A 16,970-nucleotide genomic window follows, 5' to 3' on the forward strand; every position below is an offset into this window, starting at 1 on the left:
CTTAATTTCTTATGATATAGTACCCGTCATCCTCGTACTTTTTAAGGTCAAAAGTAAATAAGCTTTTTGATAAAGTTTGATTTGTTTTAAAAGAATTAACAGTAATTGTGGTTTTTGTACCATTATCACCAGTTTCTATAAGGTTGTAGATGTGTTTTGTTTCTACATCTATACCTAAAAGCCTAGATTTTATCTCAGAATTAGAGTCTATCGGAATTAATTTAATGTATTGTATTTTTCTTCCGTTTACAGTTTGTAATTTATCCCAAGCATAATTATGTCCAGATTTGTAAAATGTAAGCATTTTAGAAGGTGTCATTGCATTGTCATCATTAGACTTATCTTCAATAGTCACTTCTTCGTTATCTGGTACAACAGTATAGACTTTTTTACCATCAAACAATTGCATAGAACCAAGGTAGTTAAACAAGTATTTTTCACCTTGTAAAGTAACGTCTCCTCTTGTTTCTCTATTTATATTGGCTTCACTATTGTTAAGTGAGTGTTTAAAGTCCACAAAAATATTATTATAGCTAGTTACTTTATTATAAACCTTGTCTAATAAAGCTTTTGCTTTCTCGGAATTTTGCGCAAAAGATACATTTGCTATTAATATGAATACTAAAACTCCTAATTTTCTCATTTTATATGATTTATTAATTGTTATTTTTTTTCGTTTTCTAATAATTGATCTAGAGCCATCATATCTGGTACCAAAACCTGTCTTGCTTTACTACCTTCAAATTGACCAACAATGCCTGCAGCCTCTAACTGATCTATAATTCTACCTGCTCTGTTATACCCTAATTTTAATTTTCGTTGTATTAAAGAAGCAGATCCTTGCTGTGCAATTACTATAACTTCTGCAGCTTCTCTAAATAATTTATCGCGATCTGCTATATCATTAGCAATACTTGTGCCAGACTCATCTGGACCAACATATTCTGGCAGTAAAAGAGCTTCTGCGTACGCTCTTTGTGAGCCTATGTAACCTGTAATTTTTTCTACTTCTGGCGTATCTACAAAGGCACATTGTACACGAATTACATCGTTACCCTGTGTATAAAGCATATCTCCACGACCAATTAATTGGTCTGCTCCTTGTGCATCTAGTATAGTTCTAGAATCTATTTTAGAAGTTACTCTAAATGCTATACGTGCTGGGAAATTTGCTTTTATAATACCTGTAATTACATTTACAGAAGGTCTTTGTGTTGCTATAATTAAGTGAATACCAATGGCTCTGGCCAATTGCGCTAAACGAGCAATAGGAGTTTCTACCTCTTTACCAGCTGTCATAATTAAATCTGCAAATTCATCTATTACCAATACAATGTATGGTAAAAACATATGACCGTCATTTGGGTTTAGTTTACGAGCTTTAAATTTAACATTGTATTCTTTTAGGTTACGTACCATTGCAGCCTTTAGCAACTCGTACCTGTTATCCATTTCTATACAAAGAGAATTTAAAGTGTTTATAACTTTTGCATTATCTGTAATAATGGCATCTTCAGAATCTGGCAGTTTGGCTAAAAAGTGACGTTCTATTTTATTAAATAGCGTTAATTCTACTTTTTTAGGATCTACCAATACAAATTTTACCTCTGCTGGGTGTTTTTTGTATAGGAGTGATGTTAATACAGCATTTAAACCAACAGACTTACCTTGCCCAGTAGCACCGGCCATAAGTAGGTGTGGCATTTTAGCTAAATCTACCACAAGTGTTTCATTACTAATGGTTTTACCAAAAGCAATTGGTAGCTCCATTTCTGCTTTCTGAAATTTTGTACTTGCTATTACAGAACGCATAGATACTATAGAAGGGTTTTTGTTAGGAACCTCTATACCAATAGTTCCTTTACCAGGTATTGGAGCTATAATACGTATGCCAAGTGCAGCTAAAGAAAGTGCAATGTCATCTTCTAAGTTTTTTATTTTTGAGATACGCACACCAGCATCTGGTACAATTTCATACAATGTAACTGTAGGTCCAATAGTGGCTTTAATTTGTGCAATTCCTATTTTGTAGTTTTTTAAAGTTTCTACAATTTTGTTTTTATTTTCTTCTAGCTCTTCTTGGTTAATTGTTATTCCGCCACCTGCACCGTGTTGGTCTAATAACTCTATGTGTGGAAACTTGTAGTTTGCAAGTTCTAAAGTAGGATCAAATTCACCAAAATCATCAACTAGTTTATCTGCTAGGTTGTCAATCTCTTCTTTTTCTTCAGTAATTTTTTCTACCTCTATATTTAAGCTTTCCTCTACATTTTCTTCATCTTCGGCTACAGTAACCTCAAAACTATTATCCTCTACAGGTTTTTCCTTTTCTATAGGAGGAATTTTTTCTTTGTGAGTATAAGTATCTACAACTACAGGAGTTTCCTCTACAATAACCTCTTCAGTTTGCTTTTCTTTTTTGGTTGAAGTAGAAGACTCATCATCAACATTATTTAACTCATCAGTTAAAGCAGTTTTTTTCTGTTTAAAATACTGTAAAGCACTTTCTGGTGTAAACTTAAATAGTCGGACTAAAATAAATATCAATCCAAAAATTAGAAGTAGTAAAACACCAATTTTACCGGTATAGTCTTGTAGAAAATCGTTCATTTCAAAACCAACTAAACCACCTAATAAAGGCCACTTAGCGGCAAAGAAACCTAGTGCTACAGATAACCACAGTACAAATATTAACCCCCAAATCCATTTTTTTACAAGTCCGTTTTTAGGTAAACTAAAAAATAAAGTTAAACCAGATAAAAATAATAGAACAGGAAAAATAAATGAAGCAACTCCAAATCCTTTATATAAAAATAAATGACCTATGCTTGCGCCAAATTTGTTTAGTAAGTTTTTAGCTTGTTCGTTTCTATTAGCAAATTCAGACAATAAACTTTGATCGTCTTGCCACGTAAAATAGAAAGATGTAAAAGAGAAAAACAAAGCAATAGCAAAAAGCATTATAACACTACCTAACAATATTTTATTTTGTTTAGATAAGCCAATACTGCGTTTCTGCTTAGGAGTAGCAGCTTTCTTTTTAGTAGTCTTTTTTGCCATTAAATATGTATACCTTAATATATGTAACTTAAATTTGGTTACAAGTTAAAAATTTTTGGAATGTAAATAATACATCCTATAATAGATGCTGCTATAGAAACTATCATAACAGCACCTGCAGCTACGTCTTTTATAAAGCCAATTTTTGCATCAAACTCTGGTTGTATGTAGTCTGCTATTTTTTCTATAGCAGTATTAACACCTTCTATGCCCATAACTAAACCAATGGCAAATATCTGTAATATCCATTCTATATTAGATATATTATAATAAAAACCAAAAATGGTAATTAAAATACATATAAAGAACTGAACCTTTATACTAGCTTCAGTCTTTAAAAGTAAAAAAGCACCCTTTAAAGCGTAACCAACACTACGAATTCTGTTTAATACAAAATTTTCTTTTGGCATACTTATAGAGCTTCTAAAGCTGACTTATAATTTGGTTCTTCAGTTGTTTCTGCTACTTGTTCTGTGTAAACAACGTTTCCTTCTTCATTTAAAACAACAATAGATCTAGACAATAAGGCTTCTAATGGCCCATCTGCAAAAGATAAATTATAAGCTTTACCAAAGTTACCGTCTTTAAAATCTGATAACATTTCTACATTATCTAAACCTTCTGCACCACAAAAACGTGCTTGTGCAAATGGTAAATCTTTAGAAATACATAAAACAACAGTGTTTTCTAATGTAGATGCTTCTTTATTAAATTGTCTAACAGACTGTGCGCATGTGCCAGTGTCTACACTTGGGAATATATTTAATACTACTTTTTTACCCTTGTAATTTTCTAAGGTAGCAGTAGATAAATCGTTTTTAGTTAATTTAAATTCTGGAGCTGTAGCACCAACTTCTGGTAAATTACCTAATGTATTTATTTTATTTCCTTTTAACGTTACTGTAGCCATAATGTGCGTGTTTTAATTTTGGTGTGAAATTAAAAAATATATGAGTGATATGTAACTATTTTAATAAAAAAGAATATTGCATGGATTGAGTCTATTTTAATAGCGTAAATTTATTGATTTTACTTTTAGTATAAGGTTAATTTATTCTTTGATAAAATCTATCAATTTCTTAACTTATATCCGAAAAGATTTTTAGCTAATTTTATCTCAATAAAAATATAGACTGTTATGGAAAATAAAAAACTTACCACATCTGCAGGAGCTCCAGTATCTAACAATCAGCGTTCACAAACGGCTGGTGATAGAGGGCCTGTTTTAATGCAAGATTACAAGCTGTTAGAAAAGTTAGCACACCAAAATAGAGAGCGTATACCAGAACGTGTAGTACACGCAAAAGGTTGGGGGGCAATGGGTACTTTTACGGTAACCCACGATATAAGTAAATATACAAGAGCAAAAATATTTTCATCTGTAGGTAAAAAAACACCTGTTTTATCTCGTTTTTCTACAGTAGCAGGTGAAATGGGAGCTGCAGATACAGAAAGGGATGTGCGTGGTTTTTCTGTTAAGTTTTATACAGAAGAAGGTAATTGGGATATGGTAGGTAACAATACTCCAGTTTTCTTTTTAAGAGATGGTTATAAATTTCCAGATTTTATACATACACAAAAAAGACATCCTAAAACAAATTTACGCTCACCAGAAGCAATGTGGGATTATTGGTCTTTGTCTCCAGAGAGTTTGCACCAAGTAACTATTTTAATGTCTGATAGAGGTATACCTGTTACACCAATGCATATGAATGGTTACGGGTCACATACCTATAGCTTTTGGAATAATGACGGAGAACGTTTTTGGGTAAAATTTCACTTTAAAACACAACAAGGTCACAAACATTACACCAATGAAGAGTCGGCTAAAATAATAGGAGAAACTAGAGAAAAATACCAAGAAGAACTTTTTGGAGCTATTGAAAAAGGTGATTTTCCTAAGTGGACATTAAAAATACAGGTAATGCCAGAGGCAGATGCTGAAAAAACACCATACAATCCGTTTGATTTAACTAAGGTTTGGCCGCATGCAGATTACCCGTTAATTGAGGTAGGAGAGTTGGAGCTAAATAAAAACCCAGAAAATTACTGGCAGTATATTGAAAATGCGGCTTACTCACCATCTAACATAGTACCAGGAATAGGTTTTTCTCCTGATAAAGTACTACAAGCTCGTATTTTTTCATACGCAGATGCTCATAGGTATAGATTAGGTACGCATTATGAAGCTTTACCGGCAAATGCAGCTAAATCTGAAGTTAATCACTACCATAAAGATGGTTCTATGCGTTTCTTCACCAATGATTTTGGTAACCCAGATGCTTATTATGAACCAAATAGTAAAGGAGGAGCTGTAGAAGACCCAACTGTAGAAGAACCACCAATGAAAATTAGTGGTGATGCCAAACGTTATGAAGAAAATGATACGTATGGCGAGTATAAGCAACCAGGAGATTTGTTTAGAATGTTTGATGAGGGGCAGAAAAACAGATTGTTTAGCAATATAGCTGCTGCAATGCAAGGTGTTTCTATGGAAATTATAGAGAGACAGTTAGTGCATTTTGATAAGGCAGATCCTGCTTATGGAAATGGAGTACGTAAGGCTTTAGGTATATCAGAATTAGAAAATTATTAAGATAATAACGCATTATTTGGGGTAAGCATTAGTGCTTATCCCTTTTTTTATAACTATAAAATGACAGAAACTACAACAGCATTTTTTAATGCAATACGAGAAGAGAATACAGAAGAAGTAGCAAAAATGTTAAAAGAGAACCAAGAATTAGTATCTGTAAAAGATACACGTGGCTCTACACCTTTAATTTTAGCAACTTATTATAATTACTTAGATATAGCTAAGGTTTTACTAGACAATAATGCACCAATAGATGATAAGGATTCCTCTGGAAATACGGCTTTAATGGGAGTATGTTTTAAAGGTTTTGATGCAATTGCAGAATATCTAATTGGAGAAGGAGCAGATGTAAACGCAGTTAACTTATCTGGAGCTACTCCTTTAATTTATGCGGCAACATTTAATAGACAGTCAATTATTAAAATGTTATTAGATAAGAATGCAGATAAAACTGTAGCAGACCAAAGAGGTAATACAGCATTAGATCACGCAAAGATGCAAGGTTTAAGCGATTTAGAATCTCTTTTAGTTTAGTGTAAGAATAAAAAAACCTCTGAAAATTAATTTCAGAGGTTTTTTTAGTAGTTTGTTGTAACAGTTTCTTTAATAAATAAAAGCCACAATTCTAATTTCTAGAATTGTGGCTTTATTATGTAACAGTGTTTTACTGTTTATTTGTCTATAGAACCTAATACACGTTTCATAAAACTGTTTAGAGCTTCTTTTTCTGGCACACCTTCTTTAATAGATTTTTGTACCTCTAAAGCACCATACATATTAGAAATTAGTTCTCCAATAACATCTAGTTCTTCATCTTTTATAGATGATACTTCTGTTAGCGCCTCTAAAGTTTCAATTGTTTCAAGAACGTAATCTTCATCGTTCTCTTTTATAAAACTTGTAAGGTGTTTAATTACTGGCAATTTCATGTACTAATTCTTTTAAAACATCATATTTATTTGTCTGCGTCTGGTTTTTAATGTTTCCGTTTTCAAACGTAGCAAACGTAGGTAAATTATCTACATTGGCTAATTTTCTAGATTCCGGAAATTTTTCAGCATCAGCTAAAATAAATGTAATGTCTTCGTTAGCAGCAGCCTCTTTTTTAAATTTAGGCTTCATTATTCTACAGTTTCCACACCAAGTAGCAGAGTATTGCACAACCACTTTTTTGTGCTCAGCAATTAGTTCTGCTAAATTGTCTTGTTCTAGTTCTAGTAACATACTAAAATTAGTTTACGTTAGAAGCTAAGTATTCTGCAGTACCTTTAGCGTTAGCTTGCATAGCTTCTTTACCTTCTTCCCAGTTTGCAGGACAAACTTCACCTTTTTCTTGTACGTGAGTGTAAGCATCTACTAAACGTAAAAACTCGTTTACATTTCTTCCTAAAGGCATATGGTTAATTCCTTCATGAAAAACAGTACCTTCTTCGTCAATTAAGTAAGTTGCTCTATAAGTAACATTGTCACCATCTACAGTTATAACTCCTGTTTCATCATTATAAGTTTCGTTAGATATATCTAAGATTCCTAATGTAGAAGCTAAGTTTCTGTTGCTATCTGCTAAAATTGGGTAAGTAACACCTTCTATACCACCATTATCTTTTGGCGTATTTAACCAAGCAAAGTGTACTTCAGGAGTATCACAAGAAGCTCCAATTACTATTGTATTTCTTTTTTCAAATTCTGCTAATGCAGACTGAAAAGCGTGTAATTCCGTTGGACATACAAAAGTAAAATCTTTAGGGTACCAGAATAATAATACTTTTTTATTATTGTTCTTAGCTTCTTCCAATACGTTTAGTTTGAAAGTATCACCCATTTCGTTCATTGCATTAACGTTTAAATCTGGGAATTTTTTTCCTACAAAAGCCATATATTTTTTATTTAAGGTTATACATTTTGTTACTGCAAATATAACCTACAAATATGCTTTTTTAGTTTAATAAAATTTTAATTCTTTATAGAAGAATAAAGATTCTTTATGTTAAAATTTATTTAGAACGTAACTGTCTTATTTTAATGTTTAAAGCAGCAAATAATAATGTAGTAAATGGGCTTAACCAGTTAAACATAGCGTAAATAAAATACTCGCCAACTCCAACGCCTAAAACACTAGATTGATAAGCTCCACAAGTATTCCAAGGTATTAGTACAGAGGTTACAGTACCAGAATCTTCTAAGGTTCTACTTAAGTTTTCTGGAGCAAGACCTTTATCTTCATATGCCTTTTTAAACATTTTACCAGGAATAACAATTGCTAAATATTGATCACTAGCAATAGCATTTAAACCCAAACAACTAGCAACAGTACTAGCAAACAAACCAAAGGTAGTTGTAGCTATAGATAGTAGTGCTTTGGTAATTCTTGCTAAGGCTCCAATACCATCCATAATACCACCAAAGACCATTGCGCAACATATTAGTAAAATAGTCCAAAGCATACCATTAATTCCGCCAGCACTAAATAGTTTTCGTAATCGCTTTTTGGTAATTAATTTATCTAAATTATCAGCAGTACTTGCTAAAACACTTTTGTCTTTAGTTAGACCAGAAAAAACAGCTGCTAAATCTTCTTTTGTATAAATACCTTCTAAGTCATCACCAGTAAAAACTTTGCTTAAGTCCTTATTTTGTTTAATAACTGCTATTTCTTCGGTAGAAAATTTTGCTACTTGTTCACTATCATCTATACTTACATTAGTATCTGTTAGGACAGCAGTAACAATAGAGTTTATCTTAGAATCACTTAATTTATCTAGTAATTTTGGCTGAAAGATAAAAGCAAATACTATAGCTAAGCCTACACCAGAAAGTAATGCAACCAAAGGTTTTGTTTTTAATAAAATAAGAGCAACTACAGCCACAGGTACTATAAATAATAATGGTGTTATGGTAAAATTAGCATCTATTGTATCTAAAATAAAGGCAATATCTGTAGTGCCATTTGTATCTATATTGGCACTTAAAACACTAAAGAAAATAAGTGTAACTATAAGTGTTGGCACAGTAGTAATAGTCATATATTTTATATGTGTAAACAAATCTGTGCCAGCCATAGCAGGAGCAAGGTTGGTTGTGTCACTTAAAGGAGACATTTTATCTCCAAAATAAGCTCCAGAAATTACAGCACCAGCAATCATTCCTGGGTTAATACCAAGGGCAGAACCAATACCAATTAATGCAATACCAACTGTTGCAGACGTGGTCCAGCTACTACCTGTAGCTATAGAAATTATAGCAGCAATAATAACAGAGGCAGGTAAAAATATACTAGGATTTAAAACTTGTAATCCGTAATAAACCATAGCAGGTATAATACCGCTAACCAGCCAAGTACCAGCTAAAGCACCAACCATAACCAATATTAGTATAGGTATAAAAACACTTTTTAGGTTTTCCCAAACTTCTTTTCCCATAGTAACAAAAGAAGTTTTATTAAATAACCCAACAATTGCAGCAATAACACCACCAATTAAAAGTATTATTTGATTTGTGTATGCACCAAACCATTCTTGTCCGTCTACAAAGAAGATATTGTAAGCTAAAAGCGACATTAAAATTAAAACCGGAATTAAAGCTTCAAAGAAATTTAATTCTTTATTATCTACAATATGCTCATTTTTAGGGTCTGAGGTGCTTAAGTTTTGGTTTTGCATTAAATTGAGTTAGTTAATTACCTTGTAATATTACAATTTTGGAGCGTTTCTTGCAAGTTTTATATCTTCATACTAGTGGTTGTATTATTATAAAATAGCCAAGTTTTGTTTACACTTTTTTATCAAATTATAAGTTCTTTTAATATCATTATCTAAAACAATAGATAGTCTAATTAAACCATTAGATAGTCTAATTAGTTCTTTTATTTTTGATTGATATAGGTGTAATTGTAATTCTGGAAATACAATATGTAAACCATTCTTTTTTTTAATTCTGAGATCATTATATTGTGTTTTCAATGTATTTATGTTTGTTAAGTCAATAGCATTAAACCATATTGGTAGTACGCAAAGTTCTTTTGTAATAAATGAGGTAAAACATACTACAGCTATAGAACTTGGCGTTTAGTTTATGTGTTTATACGCACTAAAACGCTAAAAATTTGTTATAATAAAAAGAGGAAGGTATTATAATTTCCTATCCACAAAAAATAGTGCTAATTTTACAACTTTAATCAAAGAAAAAGATATGAATTCATATGATGTTGCCGTAATAGGCTCAGGTCCTGGAGGGTATGTTGCAGCTATACGTTGCGCACAATTAGGAATGAAAACAGCAATAATAGAGAAATATTCAACTTTAGGTGGTACGTGTTTAAATGTAGGCTGTATTCCGTCTAAGGCGTTGTTAGACTCTTCTCATCATTATGAAGATGCAGTAAAGCATTTTGAAGAGCACGGAATTGATATTCCTGGCGAAATTAAAATCAATTTAGAGAAAATGATTTCTCGTAAGCAAGCCGTTGTAGACCAAACTACTGGTGGTATTGATTTTTTAATGAAAAAAAATAAAATAGACGTTTACGTAGGTACTGGTTCTTTTAAAGATGCTACGCATATTTCTATAGTAGGTGAAGAAACTACAGAAATTGAAGCAAAACATACAATTATAGCAACTGGTAGTAAACCATCTACCTTGCCTTTTATTAAGTTAGATAAAGAGCGTGTTATAACATCTACAGAAGCATTAAAACTTAAAGAGGTGCCAAAGCACCTTATTATTATTGGTGGTGGAGTTATTGGTTTGGAGTTAGGACAAGTATACAAAAGGTTAGGTGCAGAAGTATCTGTTGTTGAGTATATGGACCGTATAGTACCAACTATGGATAAAGGAGTTTCTAAAGAACTTAATAAAGTTTTAAAGAAACAGAAATTTAAAATGAACTTGTCTCATAAGGTAAAATCTGTGGAACGTAATGGTGATGAAGTTATAGTTAAAGCAGATAATAAAAAAGGTGAAGAAGTTACTTTCACTGGAGATTACTGTTTGGTAGCTGTTGGTCGTCATGCTTATACAGATGGTTTAAACGCAGAAGCTGCTGGTGTAAAACTTACAGACAGAGGTTTAGTAGATGTTAATGAGCATTTGCAAACAAGCGCTTCTAATATTTATGCAATTGGTGATGTAATTAAAGGTGCTATGTTGGCTCACAAGGCTGAAGAAGAAGGTACTTTTGTTGCAGAAACTATTGCGGGTCAAAAACCACATATAGACTACAACTTAATTCCTGGTGTTGTTTATACTTGGCCAGAAGTTGCTGCTGTAGGTAAAACAGAAGAGCAGTTAAAAGAAGCTGGTGTTGATTATAAAGTTGGTCAGTTTCCTATGCGTGCTTTAGGTAGATCTAGAGCTAGTATGGATTTAGACGGTTTTGTAAAAGTACTTGCAGATAAAAATACAGACGAAATTTTAGGTGTACATATGGTTGGTGCACGTGCAGCAGATATGATTGCAGAAGCAGTTGTTGCTATGGAGTACAGAGCTAGTGCAGAGGATGTATCTAGAATGTCTCACGCTCACCCAACATTTACAGAGGCTATTAAAGAGGCGGCTTTAGCTGCAACAGGAGATAGAGCTTTACATATTTAAGCTTTTATCTTAATAGATATAAAAAAGGCTGCTCAACAGAGCAGCCTTTTTTGTTTAATGTAGTTTGTAAAAATGGTCTACAGGACCATTTCCTTTTCCTAGTTCTTTACTTTTACCAGCAACTATTGCGTGGTGTGTGTAAGTTATTCCTTTTTGTACAGCGTCTTTTAAACTATTTCCAAGTGCTAAATGTGTAGCAATAGCAGAAGATAATGTACAACCAGTACCGTGTGTGTTTTTAGTGTTTACCTGTGTTTTACTAAAATTGTGTAACGAGTTGGTTTGGTAGTTGTATAATACGTCTACTAAGGTTTGACTATTTTCTATATGTCCGCCTTTTAACAAAACCGATGTTTTGTACATTTTTCCAATTTTTTCTGCCATTTGTGGCATATTTTCAGGAGAAATAGTATCAATCTTAAGTAAAACTTGTGCTTCTGGTATATTTGGAGTTATTAAGGTTGCTAATGGCAAAAGTAACTTTATGGCCTCTAAGCCTACATTGTCTAACAAATTATCTCCAGAAGATGCTACCATCACAGGGTCTAAAACAATAGGCATGTCTTTATGAGCTTCTAGAGTTTCTAATACTGCTTTTATAATCTTTGCAGATTGTAGCATTCCAATTTTTATAGCACCAACATTTATATCGCTTAATACAGCTACTATTTGGTTTTTAATTTCTGTAGTAGGAATTGGATAGATTGCATTAACTCCTAACGTGTTTTGTGCTGTAATAGCTGTAATTGCAGTAGTTGCAAAGCCTCCGTTAGCACTAATGCTTTTAATATCTGCTTGTATGCCTGCGCAACCTCCAGAGTCGCTCCCTGCAATAGTTAATACAGAGTTGTAAATGGTTGTAGTGTTTTTCATTCGTATTTTAATGTCAGTATGCAAATCTATATAATTTGTAGTTTTTTGTACTAAATTGTTTCTAATTAACATACGTGTAAAACACAAAAAAAGTCCTCAAGAAAAATTACTTAAGGACTTTTTTATGTTGTAGTGTGCTTATTTTTTATGAGAACCGTCGCAAAATGGAGGGTTGCTTGTTAATTTACAAGTACACATATTGTAGGTTTTTGCTTCTTCAACAGAAAAACGCATAGACGGTGTTGCGTTATGTGCCTTGTGAGAACCATCACAAAATGGTTGGTTGCTGCTGTGTGCACAAGTACACCATCCGTAGTTTTTATCTTTTTCTAATTCTACTTTAATTGGCGAGTATTGTTTGTCGTTGCTCATTTTTATAGTTATTTGGCTGTAAACATAGCGTAAAACTAAGCATCAAAAAATAGCAAAACTTAATTTTTAGCTAGTCTAAATAGCTTTAAAGTAGCAAACTTTACTTTTTGTATTCTGTTTTTAATTTTAAGTTCGTGTTTATCATACAATAAGGCCAAGTATGTAGAGCTAAACATAAATAAAGCAGCGCCAATTATTGCTTTTGCAGGGGTTAAAGAATATTTAAAAAAGTGATAAAACCCAAGTCCAGTAAAACTACCGTATAAAATAACAAAGTGTATTACGTAAATGGCAAGCGTGTTCTGACCAATTTTTAAAATAGTTTTATTAGTAAGGTAGTAGCGTAGCATCATAAAAATAGAGAATATGATGAGCACATCTCCAAGCCTGATGAATAAATAATTGTTAGTGTACACAGCATACAAAAAACTTGTATTTGTTATATCGCATATAAAAGCAAATAAAGGCGATGATCCAAAAATTAAAAATAGTCCTGTAACAACACATATTGGTATAGCTGTTATGTATAGTTTTTGGTAGTTTTTATATTTTGTAAATAACATAGCCATAAAAGCACCAAAAGTAGCATAGCCAAACCAAGGTATTATAGTAAATACAGAACCATATAATTTAGTAATGTAGTTAGCAATAGCTTGTGGTAAATAAGAGTGTGGTAGTTTGTCGTATGTTGGTTCAAATAAAAATAAAACAATTGTAATTGTCACTAATATAGTAGTAAAAATAACTGGCTTTGTTTTACTTGTTAGTAAATACAAGGCTATTATTCCTAAGATAGAGAATCCAATGCAATGTAGCACATCTACGTAGAAAAAGGAGTCGTAGATTTCTCCAAAAATAACACTAAAAAGGTTCATTCTTAATAAATAGCCTATTAGAATTAATTGTAATCCACGTTTAATTCCTTTTTTTACTCGCGGATTTTTTAATCCTTTTTTATCTCCTCTAACAAGTAAATACGTAAATATAAAGCCAGAAACTGTAAAAAAAACAGGAGCAGTCATTCCTCTAAAATAACTCCATATAGCATAAGCTAAAATAGATTTATCTCTATATTCAAAATCTAATAATCCGTCTATAAAATGACCTTGTAACATCATTAAAATAGCCCAAGCACGCATTGCGTCTATAAAGTATAATCTGTTGGTTTTATTCTTCATTAGTGGTTTAAAAAAAAGCTATGTGCTTGTTTTACAGTTGGTTTTATTATTTTCGTTTGCAAAATTAGCTAAAATGCTCGCAATTGATTGTTTTTTACGGTATTTTCGTTAAAAACTATATAAAATGAGTACTATTTTAGCCTTTGCAGGAAGCAATTCTAGCACCTCTATAAACCATAAATTAGCAACATTTACAGCAGGTATTTTAGGCAATAATGATGTAACAGTTTTAGATATGGCCAAAGTTACTATCTCAATGTATAGTGAGGATGCAGAGAAAAACAACGGGTTTTCATCAGAACTAAAAGAAATTAATGATGCTATTGCCAAGGCAGATGCTCTTGTTATTTCTGTAAATGAACACAATAGTGGTTTATCTTCCTTTTTTAAAAATTTAATTGATTGGCTATCTAGATTAGATCGTAATTTTCTTGAAGGTAAAAAAGTACTTTTATTGGCAACCTCACCAGGTAAAAGAGGCGCTTTAAGCGCTTTAAAACAAGCAGAAGGTGTATTGCCTCGCTTTGGAGCAGAAATAGTAGCTACCTTTGCTTTACCATCTTTTAACGACAATTTTAAAGAAGGTGTTTTAATTGCTTCAGATGTAAAAACAGAGTATCAAGCAGCTGTTAATCAATTTTTAGAAAAATTATAAGCCCTTGCGTAAGTCTTTTTCTTTTAAAGTTGATGATGTACAAGTTTTTAAAGCTAAATTACTTGTATGGAGTCAGCAGTTCTATGAGGTTGTTTGGTTAGACAGCAACTCACATAATAACCAATATAGTTCTTTTGATGGTATGTTGGCAGTAGATGCTTTAACCGCATTGTCTACAGATAGTTTTAATGCTTTTGATGATTTAAAAACGTATCAAACAGAAACAAAAGACTGGATTTTTGGTTATCTAACGTACGATTTAAAGAATAATGTAGAACGATTAAAATCTGAGAATTTTGACGGACTTCATTTTCCTGAATTATATTTTTTTCAGCCTAAAAAAATAATACAAATACAAGGTGATACTGCTCATTTTATATACCTAAATATGGTTGATGATGAGATAAAAATTGATTTTGATGAGATTACCAATATCACCCTTAAAAACAAAAAAGAGACAAAAGAAAAGAACATACATATTAAAATGAGAATTTTTAAAGATGATTATTTTGATAGAGTAGGTAAAATGCTTCAAAAAATACATAGAGGAGATATTTACGAAGCTAATTTTTGTCAGGAATTTTATGCTGAAGACACAGAAATTAATCCGTTAGAAACTTATAATGAACTTAATAAAATATCTGAAGCTCCTTTCTCAGTTTTTTTAAAGTTGAATGATAAGTATGTGGCATCTGCTTCCCCGGAACGTTACATAAAAAAAGAAGGTACAACAGTAATTTCTCAGCCTATAAAAGGCACAGCAAAACGTTCTTTAGATAAATTAGAAGACGAAAAACTACGAACAAATTTGGCGTTAGATGAAAAAGAACGTGCAGAGAATGTAATGATTGTAGATTTGGTGCGGAATGATTTGTCTAAAAGTGCCATTAAAGGAAGTGTGCAAGTTACTGAGTTGTGTAAGGTGTATACTTACAATCAAGTACATCAAATGATTTCAACAATTACTTCAACTGTTAAGAGTGATAAAAATGTGGTTGATATTTTAAAAGAAACGTTCCCAATGGGTAGCATGACAGGTGCACCTAAGGTTTCTGCGATGAAAATTATTGAAGAATTAGAAGCTACAAAAAGAGGTGTTTACAGTGGTACCGTTGGGTATATTACTCCAGAACAAGATTTTGATTTTAATGTGATTATACGTAGTATTTTATACAATGCCACAGAAAAATATGTATCATTCTCTGTTGGTGGTGCAATTACAGCAAAAGCTAGTCCAGAAAAGGAATACGAAGAGTGTTTGCTAAAAGCTAAAGCAATGAGACAGGTTTTAGAGGGTAAAGTATCTTAAACTTTAGTTACATTTGTAGTGTGCTAAAAGAATTTAAACACCATATAAAAACAAATTTTCCGTTGTTATTGCAACGTCCATTTTTGGTGGCCTGTAGTGGTGGTGTAGACAGTGTTATTTTAGTGCATTTGTGTGCGCAATTAAATTTAGATTTTTCTATAGCGCACTGTAACTTTAAGCTGCGTGATAGTGCTAGTGATGCAGATGAAGAATCTGTTCGTAATTTAGCACTACAGTTAAATAAAAAAATATATGTAACTAATTTTGATACAAGTGGTTATGTGAGTAAAAATAAAGTATCTATTCAAATGGCAGCAAGAGAGTTAAGGTATGCTTGGTTTGCCAAATTAATAGAAGAAAACAACCTTTGCACGTTACTAACTGGTCACCAAGCAGATGATAATTTAGAAACCTTTTTAATAAACTTATCTCGTGGTACAGGAGTAGATGGTTTGCTTGGAATTCCGTCTAAAACAGCTTCACTTTCTAGGCCATTATTACCTTTTACTCGCGCTCAAATTTTGGACTATGCTAAATTAAATAATATTATCTGGCGAGAAGATAAAAGCAACCAAGAAACCAAATATTTAAGAAACAGAATAAGGCATAATATAGTGCCAGAGTTAAAAGAGCTGCATCCAACTTTTTTGCAAAACTTTAGTAATACACAGACTTACTTGCAAGAAACCAATATACTAGCAAAGGATTATATTAGACTACTTAAAAAAGAGCTATTTATATCAAAAAAGGGAATAACAGAGATATCTGTACAAAAACTATTAAGTTATACACCCTTAAAAACCTATTTGTATGCATTGTTTAGTGATTATGGCTTTACAGAGTGGCAAGATGTTGCCAATTTACTTACTGCAATGAGCGGAAAGCAGGTTTTATCTAGAACACACAGATTAGTAAAAAACAGAGAAAATTTGTTACTACAAGAGCTAAAAGAGCCTAATTCTGATGTTTACCTAATAAATAAAGAACAAGATATATTAGACCACCCAATACACATAAACTTAAAAGAGGTTGCTGACATAGAAAAACCAGAGGTGACAACTATTTTTGTAGATAAGTCAAAGCTTAAATTTCCATTAGTACTGCGTAAGAGGGAAGAAGGAGATGTTTTTTACCCATTTGGACAGCACGGAAAAAAGAAACTAAGTAAATTTTATAAAGACATAAAATTAAGTGTAGTGGCTAAAGAAGAACAGTGGTTATTATGTTCTGGCTCCGCTATAGTTTGGGTAGTTGGTATACGTGCAGACAATAGATTTAAGGTTGATGACGAAACATCTAAAATTCTTAAAATCAAATTGTTAAAATAATACCGTTATT

The 16,970-nt window shown here is 32.2% G+C and carries 18 protein-coding genes; 6 read left to right on the top strand and 12 right to left on the bottom strand.

Annotated features, from left to right (window positions below):
- Position 1: 1 nt before the first annotated feature.
- The 4 genes from AX016_RS12005 to tpx are packed head-to-tail and all read right to left on the bottom strand — an operon-like array spanning position 2 to position 3,970.
- A complete protein-coding gene (locus tag AX016_RS12005; protein ID WP_100895838.1) occupies positions 2–643 on the bottom strand; it encodes a LolA family protein in 642 nt (213 codons plus the stop codon).
- 20 nt (positions 644–663) lie between these two features.
- Positions 664–3,060 carry an FtsK/SpoIIIE family DNA translocase gene (locus tag AX016_RS12010; protein ID WP_100895839.1) on the bottom strand — a complete coding sequence of 799 codons (2,397 nt, stop codon included), beginning with the start codon at positions 3,058–3,060 and terminating at the stop codon, positions 664–666.
- A gap of 38 nt (positions 3,061–3,098) precedes the next feature.
- Positions 3,099–3,470, bottom strand: a complete 372-nt coding sequence (locus AX016_RS12015; protein WP_100895840.1) for a diacylglycerol kinase — start codon at positions 3,468–3,470, stop codon at positions 3,099–3,101.
- Positions 3,471–3,472: 2 nt separating this feature from the next.
- Entirely contained in the window at positions 3,473–3,970 is a 498-nt protein-coding gene (tpx, locus tag AX016_RS12020) for a thiol peroxidase (RefSeq protein WP_100895841.1), read from the bottom strand.
- 228 nt (positions 3,971–4,198) lie between these two features.
- Here tpx and AX016_RS12025 point away from each other — a divergent pair, with 228 nt between their 5' ends.
- Positions 4,199–5,656: a catalase gene (locus AX016_RS12025; protein WP_100895842.1), complete on the top strand. Its 1,458-nt coding sequence runs from the start codon at positions 4,199–4,201 to the stop codon at positions 5,654–5,656.
- A 60-nt stretch (positions 5,657–5,716) separates the two neighbouring features.
- The gene (locus AX016_RS12030) at positions 5,717–6,190 is read left to right on the top strand and encodes an ankyrin repeat domain-containing protein (protein WP_100895843.1); all 474 of its coding nucleotides are present in this window, start codon (positions 5,717–5,719) and stop codon (positions 6,188–6,190) included.
- A 137-nt stretch (positions 6,191–6,327) separates the two neighbouring features.
- On the opposite strand, the gene AX016_RS12035 is transcribed toward AX016_RS12030, so the two are convergent.
- From AX016_RS12035 to AX016_RS12055, 5 genes are all read right to left on the bottom strand, one after another.
- A complete protein-coding gene (locus tag AX016_RS12035; protein WP_100895844.1) occupies positions 6,328–6,585 on the bottom strand; it encodes a DUF6952 family protein in 258 nt (85 codons plus the stop codon).
- A complete protein-coding gene (locus AX016_RS12040) occupies positions 6,566–6,880 on the bottom strand; it encodes a thioredoxin family protein (RefSeq protein ID WP_100895845.1) in 315 nt (104 codons plus the stop codon). The genes AX016_RS12035 and AX016_RS12040 overlap by 20 nt, the downstream gene beginning before the upstream one ends.
- Positions 6,881–6,887: 7 nt before the next feature.
- The gene (locus AX016_RS12045) at positions 6,888–7,532 is read right to left on the bottom strand and encodes a peroxiredoxin (protein WP_100895846.1); all 645 of its coding nucleotides are present in this window, start codon (positions 7,530–7,532) and stop codon (positions 6,888–6,890) included.
- Positions 7,533–7,650: 118 nt separating this feature from the next.
- Entirely contained in the window at positions 7,651–9,315 is a 1,665-nt protein-coding gene (locus tag AX016_RS12050; RefSeq protein ID WP_100895847.1) for a Na+/H+ antiporter NhaC family protein, read from the bottom strand.
- Positions 9,316–9,402: 87 nt separating this feature from the next.
- Positions 9,403–9,615 carry a hypothetical protein gene (locus tag AX016_RS12055; protein ID WP_100895848.1) on the bottom strand — a complete coding sequence of 71 codons (213 nt, stop codon included), beginning with the start codon at positions 9,613–9,615 and terminating at the stop codon, positions 9,403–9,405.
- A gap of 229 nt (positions 9,616–9,844) precedes the next feature.
- On the opposite strand from AX016_RS12055, the gene lpdA reads away from it, so the two are divergent.
- Complete coding sequence (gene lpdA, locus AX016_RS12065) at positions 9,845–11,245, top strand: dihydrolipoyl dehydrogenase (RefSeq protein WP_100895849.1); 1,401 nt, start codon at positions 9,845–9,847, stop codon at positions 11,243–11,245.
- Between the two features lie 54 nt (positions 11,246–11,299).
- Here the strand turns inward: lpdA and thiD are convergent, their stop codons facing one another.
- The 3 genes from thiD to AX016_RS12080 all read right to left on the bottom strand — a co-directional run bounded on the left by thiD (position 11,300) and on the right by AX016_RS12080 (position 13,668).
- On the bottom strand, positions 11,300–12,118 hold the full coding sequence (thiD, locus tag AX016_RS12070; protein WP_100896861.1) for a bifunctional hydroxymethylpyrimidine kinase/phosphomethylpyrimidine kinase: 819 nt from the start codon (positions 12,116–12,118) through the stop codon (positions 11,300–11,302).
- A 138-nt stretch (positions 12,119–12,256) separates the two neighbouring features.
- A complete protein-coding gene (locus tag AX016_RS12075) occupies positions 12,257–12,502 on the bottom strand; it encodes a CDGSH iron-sulfur domain-containing protein (protein ID WP_286142099.1) in 246 nt (81 codons plus the stop codon).
- Positions 12,503–12,549: 47 nt separating this feature from the next.
- Positions 12,550–13,668: a heparan-alpha-glucosaminide N-acetyltransferase domain-containing protein gene (locus tag AX016_RS12080; protein ID WP_100895851.1), complete on the bottom strand. Its 1,119-nt coding sequence runs from the start codon at positions 13,666–13,668 to the stop codon at positions 12,550–12,552.
- A gap of 124 nt (positions 13,669–13,792) precedes the next feature.
- On the opposite strand from AX016_RS12080, the gene AX016_RS12085 reads away from it, so the two are divergent.
- The 3 genes from AX016_RS12085 to tilS are packed head-to-tail and all read left to right on the top strand — an operon-like array spanning position 13,793 to position 16,960.
- Positions 13,793–14,323 carry an NADPH-dependent FMN reductase gene (locus AX016_RS12085; protein ID WP_100895852.1) on the top strand — a complete coding sequence of 177 codons (531 nt, stop codon included), beginning with the start codon at positions 13,793–13,795 and terminating at the stop codon, positions 14,321–14,323.
- Positions 14,324–14,327: 4 nt separating this feature from the next.
- On the top strand, positions 14,328–15,632 hold the full coding sequence (locus AX016_RS12090; RefSeq protein ID WP_100895853.1) for an anthranilate synthase component I family protein: 1,305 nt from the start codon (positions 14,328–14,330) through the stop codon (positions 15,630–15,632).
- Between the two features lie 20 nt (positions 15,633–15,652).
- Positions 15,653–16,960 carry a tRNA lysidine(34) synthetase TilS gene (gene tilS, locus AX016_RS12095; protein WP_100895854.1) on the top strand — a complete coding sequence of 436 codons (1,308 nt, stop codon included), beginning with the start codon at positions 15,653–15,655 and terminating at the stop codon, positions 16,958–16,960.
- The last annotated feature ends 10 nt before the right edge of the window (positions 16,961–16,970 follow it).

The organism is Cellulophaga sp. RHA19 (genome assembly GCF_002813425.1).
GTDB lineage: Bacteria > Bacteroidota > Bacteroidia > Flavobacteriales > Flavobacteriaceae > Cellulophaga.